This window comes from Streptomyces sp. NPDC057638 (assembly GCF_042800315.1).
GTDB lineage: Bacteria > Actinomycetota > Actinomycetes > Streptomycetales > Streptomycetaceae > Streptomyces.
Map to the genome: position 1 here is coordinate 1 of NZ_JBHVHF010000371.1, position 6581 is coordinate 6581.

The 6581-nt window shown below is 71.0% G+C and carries 4 protein-coding genes; 3 read left to right on the top strand and 1 reads right to left on the bottom strand.

Annotated elements, in window-relative coordinates; all coding sequences use genetic code 11:
• Positions 1-821: 821 nt before the first annotated feature.
• Positions 822-2375, top strand: a complete 1554-nt coding sequence (locus tag ACFVIM_RS31075; RefSeq protein ID WP_384308447.1) for a BTAD domain-containing putative transcriptional regulator — start codon at positions 822-824, stop codon at positions 2373-2375.
• 254 nt (positions 2376-2629) lie between these two features.
• Positions 2630-4267 (top strand): FAD-binding protein, encoded by a 1638-nt coding sequence (locus ACFVIM_RS31080; RefSeq protein ID WP_384308450.1) that lies wholly within the window; start codon positions 2630-2632, stop codon positions 4265-4267.
• Between the two features lie 434 nt (positions 4268-4701).
• Here ACFVIM_RS31080 and ACFVIM_RS31085 read toward each other — a convergent pair whose 3' ends face one another.
• Positions 4702-5469, bottom strand: a complete 768-nt coding sequence (locus ACFVIM_RS31085; RefSeq protein WP_384308452.1) for an SDR family oxidoreductase — start codon at positions 5467-5469, stop codon at positions 4702-4704.
• Between the two features lie 142 nt (positions 5470-5611).
• Here ACFVIM_RS31085 and ACFVIM_RS31090 point away from each other — a divergent pair, with 142 nt between their 5' ends.
• The gene (locus ACFVIM_RS31090) at positions 5612-6460 is read left to right on the top strand and encodes an NAD(P)H-binding protein (RefSeq protein ID WP_384308455.1); all 849 of its coding nucleotides are present in this window, start codon (positions 5612-5614) and stop codon (positions 6458-6460) included.
• The last annotated feature ends 121 nt before the right edge of the window (positions 6461-6581 follow it).

Sequence of the window (6581 nt, forward strand, 5' to 3'; positions counted from 1 at the left end):
GGCCCTGACCGGCCGTCCGGCACCGGGCCGCCCGCCCTCCGCGGCCTGCGCTCCCCGCGCCGGGGCCCTTCCGGCGGGGCCGCGCCGCCGCCGTCCGCCCCGAGCGCGCGGACACCGGGTACGGAGGCGGACGGGCGTCCCGGCGGCATCCGCCCGGGGCTCCCCGTGACGCCGCCCCGGGCACGCGCCCCGCCCCCGTCCCGCCGACGGCCGCAGGCGCCTTCGTACGGCCCTACCGCCTTCGTGCGGCCTCCGCGCACCACCTGCGTACCGCCCCGTCCCGCCGCCGAGGCCCCGTCGTGCCGCGCGCCGCCGAGGCGTCCATACGGTCCCGGCACCGCCCCGTCCGCCCCCGTGCGCACCGGACGCGACGCCGACCGCGCCGACGCGCGGACGGCCACCGGGTACGGGCCGGCCCGCCGACGACCGCTCCGGCCGCGGCCGTCACACCCGCCACGCCCGTCACGCTCCCTCGCCCGTACGTCCCTGACGTACGCGGAACCGCGCCCGACAGCCGGAGCATTCCGCAAAGTAAACCGACCTTCCGTGTTGTTACAGCGGAGGGTCAAGCGCACCCCTAGCCCGCCCCCCTATCGCCCTCCAGCCCTGGTCAGCACCGCGACCGCCGCCACCAAAAGCGCCCAGAACGACCTAATCCACCCCTTCCAGCCGTGACTTTGACATCACTTGAGACTCTGTCAACTCTCGCTGGAGCCAGCAAAGTTGTTCCCCTCCAGATCCGAACTCCCTTTTGACAAACCGACGCGATGGTTTGTAATCTCGGGAGAGCGTCAGGAAACCCGCGTGGGACTGGGGGAGTTATGCGCTTTCGGATGCTGGGCCCGCTGGAGTTGCTGGCGGGCGATGTACCGGTGCCCCTGGGGGGCACGAGACAGCGGGCGACGCTGGGCTATCTGCTGCTGCGGGCCAATCAGGTCGTCCCCACGAGCCAGTTGCTGTCGGCGCTCTGGAGCACCGACAACGCGCCGGTCACCGCGCGGAAGATACTGCAGAACGCGGTATGGGGCCTGCGGGGGATGTTCAACGAGTACGCGCACCAGGTCGAACGCCCCGCCGAGCTCGTGACCCGCGTCCCGGGCTACATGATCCGGGTCGACCCGGACCAGGTGGATCTCCACCTCTTCCGCACCCGGGTCTCCCAGGGCCGCGCCAAGCTCTCCGCCGGACAGCCGCACGAGGCGACCGCCCTGCTCAGCGGGGCCCTCGACCTCTGGTGCGGCCCGCTCCTGGCCGACCTGGTCGAGACGGGCATCATGTGGCCCGAGCTCAACGCGGTGCAGAACAGCCGTCTCGACGTCCTGGAGGACTACTTCGAGGCGAAGCTCCAGTGCGGCCAGCACTACGCCGTCCTCGGCGAGCTGGAGGCCACGGTGGAGGCCGAGCCGCTGCGCGAGCGGGCCTCCGGGCAGCTGATGCTCGCCCTGTACCGCTGCGGACGCCAGGCCGCCGCCCTCGGGGTCTACAACCGCATCCGGGCCACCCTCGTGGAGGACCTGGGCCTGGAGCCCGGACACGAGCTGCGCGGACTCCAGCAGGCCATCCTCGCCCATGACCCGGTGCTGAGCCTGCCGAGCGCCCCGGCCTTCAGTGTCGAGCGCCCCTCGCTCACGGTCGGCGCCGCGCGCCCCCGGCGCGAGGAGCGCGAGCCCGTCGTGGCACCGCGCCGTCCGCAGCCGGGCGAGCGGCCCGCGCCGGGCGCGCGCCGGGTCCCCGTACGCCGTCGTCCGCCCACACTCGGACCGGTCACCACCGAGCGGCGCCAGCTGAGCGTGCTGCTCGCCCGGACCCGGCCGGTCGCGGGCCCCGAGGGGCTCGGTCCGGACTATCCGGACGGGATGATGGACGAACTGTTCGAGTACACCAGCCGCGTCGCCCATCAGGAGATAGAGCGCTTCGGCGGGGAGCCGGTGGCCTCCATAGGCGCCGTCACCCTCGGCCTCTTCCGGGTCCGCGACGACCGGCCGCCGGTCCGCGTGGACGAGGGCTCCACCGCGCTGCGGGCCGTCCAGGCGGGCGCCGCGCTGCGCGATCTGCTCACCGCCCTGGCTCCGCTGTCAACACCGCGTCAGACGCCACCTGGCTGGATGACCTTCCACGCCTCCGTGGCGACGGGCCAGGCCCTGTTAAGGCTGCGCCCGGGAGGGGACCCGCCGACCGTCAACGGCGCCCTTCTCGATCTCTGCCACGGCCTTCTGTCCGACGCGCCGCCCGGGGCGATCCAAGTCTGCGACGCGACCCGCGCGGCCACCGAAACCGCAGTTGAATACACCCTCGCCGAGGGGTCTCAGACCAGTTGGTGGGCCAATGATGTCTGCCGGGAGCGGGGCCCGGCAGCCGAGGTCAGGGCCGTGTAACCCACGGTCGCACAGGATAAACGGGGGATAGACGGACGTCTTGTCCGGACCAATTGAGTACATTCCTTCACAAGAGGAATTGGTGAACGGTTACCTGACGGTGTCATGCGGCCGCTAGCGTTCGGCGCCATTGGGCTGAACGGTCGGAAATGCACACCTCCGTGGTCAGGAGCTGTGATGTCGAGTTCCGTGCCCAGGTGGTTCGAACCCCCCACAGTCAACCGAGTTCATCGCATTCCTCGGAGGTACGACCAATGTCCGGAGTTTCTCGCCGGGAGTTCACAAGAAACAGCGCCGCAGTCGGCGGCGCGGCCCTGGCGCTGCACACCCTCGGCGGCTGGGGCGGCATGTCCTACGCGGCCGAGCCGACCGCGGCGGCCGCCATCGCGAACAACGCCCAGCTCGTCACGGTCCTGCCGAACGACCCGCGTTACCCCGGGCTCGTCACCGGCGCCAACCAGCGCTGGGTGGGCACGCCCGACTACGTACTCGTCGCCAGCAACGCCGACCAGGTGGTCCAGGCCGTCCAGGAGACCCTCGACGCGGGACTGCGCTTCACGGTGCGCAGCGCCGGCCACTGCTACGAGGACTTCACCAGCAACTCCCAGGTGCGCGTCCTCATCGACGTATCGGCGATGCAGTCCGTCACCTTCGACAACGCCCGCCGCGCCTTCGCCATCGAACCCGGCGCCCGCCTGGGCGGGGTCTACCAGACCCTCTTCCAGAACTGGGGCGTCACCATACCCGGCGGCACCTGCCCCGGTGTCGGCGTCGGCGGCCATGTCACCGGCGGTGGCTACGGCCCGCTCTGCCGCTCCCACGGCGTCACCGTCGACTACCTGGAGGCCGTCGAGGTCGTCGTGGTCGACGCGCAGCGCCAGGCCCGCAAGGTGCTCGCCACCCGCGACATCCTCGACCCCAAGCGCGAGCTGTGGTGGGGCCACACCGGCGGCGGCGGCGGCAACTTCGGCATCGTCACCAAGTACTGGTTCCGCAACCGGGGCGTCCTGTCCACCAACCCGGCCGACCTGCTGCCCAAGGCCCCGCAGGAGCTGATCGTCTCCGAGGTCGCCTTCTCCTGGCAGGGCATGACCCAGGCCGCGTTCTCCCGGCTGCTGCTCAACTTCTCGACGTTCTTCGAGACCCACCAGAACCCGCTCCACCCCTACGCCAAGCTGTGGAGCGCCCTCAAGCCGCGCCACCGCTCGGCGGGCGAGTTCCTGATGTCGACCCAGATCGACTCCGCCGTGCCCAACGCCGACGCGCTGCTCGACGGGTTCCTCGCCGCCATCGTCGCGGGCACGGGCCTGACCTACCGGGTCGACGCCCGCAAGCGGGTCAACTGGCTCTACAACGTGCTCAACTGGCCCGGCCTCGGCGGCAGCGGCTTCGAGGGCAAGAACCGCTTCAAGGCCAAGTCGGCCTATATGCGGCACCACTTCCAGCCCGCGCACCTCGCCGCGTTCTGGCAGCACATGACCCGAACCGACTACAACAACCCCGCCGCGCTGGTGGAGATCGTCGGCTACGGCGCCGTCGCCAACATCCCGTTCCCGAGCGACACGGCCGTCCCCCAGCGTGACTCCATCATGAAGATGCTCTTCATCGACATGTGGGCCACACCCGCGGAGGACGCCGTCAACAAGGCGTGGGTACGGGAGTTCTACCGTGATGTCTTCGCCGCGACCGGGGGCGTGCCGCGGCCGGACAGTCACGCGGACGGGGCGTTCATCAACTACGCCGACGTCGACCTCAACAGCCCGGTGCACAACACCTCAGGTGTGCCGTGGAGTTCGCTGTACTTCAAGGCCGGCTATCCCCGGTTGCAGAACGTGAAGCGGACCTGGGACCCGCTGGACATCTTCCGCCACACCCTGGCCATACGCCCCTGACCCTCGGGGCACTCCTGGCCCCCCGGCGGCGAGCCCTCCCCCTCGCCCCCGGGGGGCCACCCTTTTCCACCGCGCGCCCCGCAACCTGCGGGCTGGGCCCACCCGCTTGCGGGCCCGGGTTCCGCCCGCTTGTGGGCACGGCGGTGCCACCGCATGCCCACAACGGGGGGGGAACGCCGGGCCCACACGGGTGGTGGGCCCGGCCCCGCGCGATGGGAGCCCGCACGCCCACACCCATGGGGGTCCAGGGGCAGGCCCCACGGGCCGGGGCGCGATGGTGGGATCAGGTCAGGGGCGGGACGGGCTCGCAGGGGGCCGGCGGGGCGCGGGCGCGCAGAAGAGCGCCGTCCGGCCCCTGTGCGGTGGACCCGGACGGCGCTCTCCTCCGTGTGCGGACGGAACCCCTCAGCTCAAATGCTGTCAGTCAGTCGGTGTCAGATACCCAGACCGGAACCTCCGCTCGCGTCGATGTTCTGACCGGTCACCCAGCGCGCGTCGTCGGACGCGAGGAACGCGACCACGTCGGCGACGTCGGTCGGCTGTCCGACCCGGTTGAAGACAGAGAACGCGGCGGCGTGCGCCTTGGCGTCGGGGTCGGCCATCCACGGGTGGATGTCCGTCTCGATGGTGCCCGGCGAGACCGCGTTGACGGTGATGCCGCGGGGGCCGAGGGTGACCGCCAGGGTCAGCGTCAGCACCTCGATGGCGCCCTTGGAGGCGGCGTAGGAGGTCATGGCCGGGAAGGCGACCTTGGTGACTCCGGAGGAGATGTTGATGATCCGGCCACCGTCGCGCAGTCGCTCCAGGCCCTTCTGGATGACGAAGAAGGGGGCCTTCGCGTTGACGGCGAAGACCTTGTCGTAGTCGGCCTCGGTGACTTCGTGGATCTGGCCGCCGCCGACGACGCCCGCGTTGTTCACCAGGATGTCGACACCGGGGGTGTCGGAGTGCTTGCCGATCGCGGCGTCGAACTCCGCCCACAGCCCGTCGGCGTCACCCGGTACGCCCAGCGCGGCGCGGAAGGCGAACGCGCGGCCGCCGTCCGACTCGATCGAGGCCACCGTCTCCTTGGCGGACTCCTCGTCGCTGGCGTAGGTGAAGGCGACGAGCGCCCCTTCCTTCGCCAGGCGCCGGGCGATGGCACGCCCGATGCCCCGGCTGCCGCCCGTCACCAGTGCCGTCTTGCCCGTGAGGTCAGTCATGCGGAACTCCTGAATTCTTTCGACCATCGCGACCTCTGAACAAGGGCCGCGAATGTGATGGTGCTACCACATTCCCACTGGCCGATAACGGGCCGCCCACTGTGCGGTATTTCCGGCGAATTCCGCCGCTACTCTCGTGCCCATGACTGAGAAACCCATTCTTGTGATCGGCGGCACCGGAAAGACCGGCAGCCGTGTCGTACGCAGGCTCGAAAGCCGTGGCGTACCGGTCCGGGTGGCGTCCCGCAGGTCCGAACTGCGCTTCGACTGGCGTGACGAGTCCACCTGGGGCCCGGCGCTCGAGGGCGCGTCCGGCGTGTACATCGTTCAGTACGACGCACAGCCGTCGAAGACGCGCACGCTGGCGGCGCGCGCCGCCGAGGCGGGCGTGGAGCGGCTGGTACTGCTCTCGGCGCGCGGGGTCGAGATCCCGGACTACTACGGCGAGTCCAACGCCGTCAGCGAGGGCTTCCTCACCAGTGAGGCGGCGGTGCGGGAGTCGGGCCTGGCCTGGACCGTGCTGCGTCCTGGCTGGTTCGCGCAGAACTTCGACGAGGGGTTCTTCAACGACGGCATCCTCGCCGGGGAGCTGCGGCTGCCCGCCGGGGACGGCGCGGCCAGCTGGATCGATGTGGACGACATCGCGGCGGTGGCGGTGGCCGCCCTGACGGAGGACGGCCATGCCGGCCGGATCTACGAGCTGTCGGGGCCGTCCGCCGTTCCGCTGGACGAGGCACTGGGGCTGATCAACAAGGCGACCGGCCGCAGCGCCCGCTATGTCCCCCTGACCCTGGACGAGTTCGTGGCGGAGAACGTGGCGAACGGCGCCACGGCCACCGAGGCGAAGCTGTGGGCGGCCGCGCTGCTCCCGGTCTCCTCGGGCCAGGAGCGGAAGGTCTCGGAGGGGGTCCGGCAGGCGCTGGGGCGCGACGCGGCCGATTTCGCGTCGTTCGTCGAGTCCGCGGCGGCGGCCGGGGCCTGGCGGCGTTAGGCCGGATCCTCGACGTACTCGCCCTAGGGAGTGTCGTCAAAGTAGCGTCGTCCTCCCCCTGTGACGAAGTCCAGGGGGAGGGTCTGGCGGGGTCTGGTGCGTGCGATCGCAAGGCGGAGGA

What these genes read in the sequence shown, in the direction of transcription:
- ACFVIM_RS31090 (WP_384308455.1), top strand. Translation starts at nt 5,612, where the DNA reads ATGACTGAGAAACCCATTCTTGTGATCGGCGGCACCGGAAAGACCGGC.
- ACFVIM_RS31080 (WP_384308450.1), top strand. Translation starts at nt 2,630, where the DNA reads ATGTCCGGAGTTTCTCGCCGGGAGTTCACAAGAAACAGCGCCGCAGTC.
- ACFVIM_RS31075 (WP_384308447.1), top strand. Translation starts at nt 822, where the DNA reads ATGCGCTTTCGGATGCTGGGCCCGCTGGAGTTGCTGGCGGGCGATGTA.
- ACFVIM_RS31085 (WP_384308452.1), bottom strand. Translation starts at nt 5,469, where the DNA reads ATGACTGACCTCACGGGCAAGACGGCACTGGTGACGGGCGGCAGCCGG.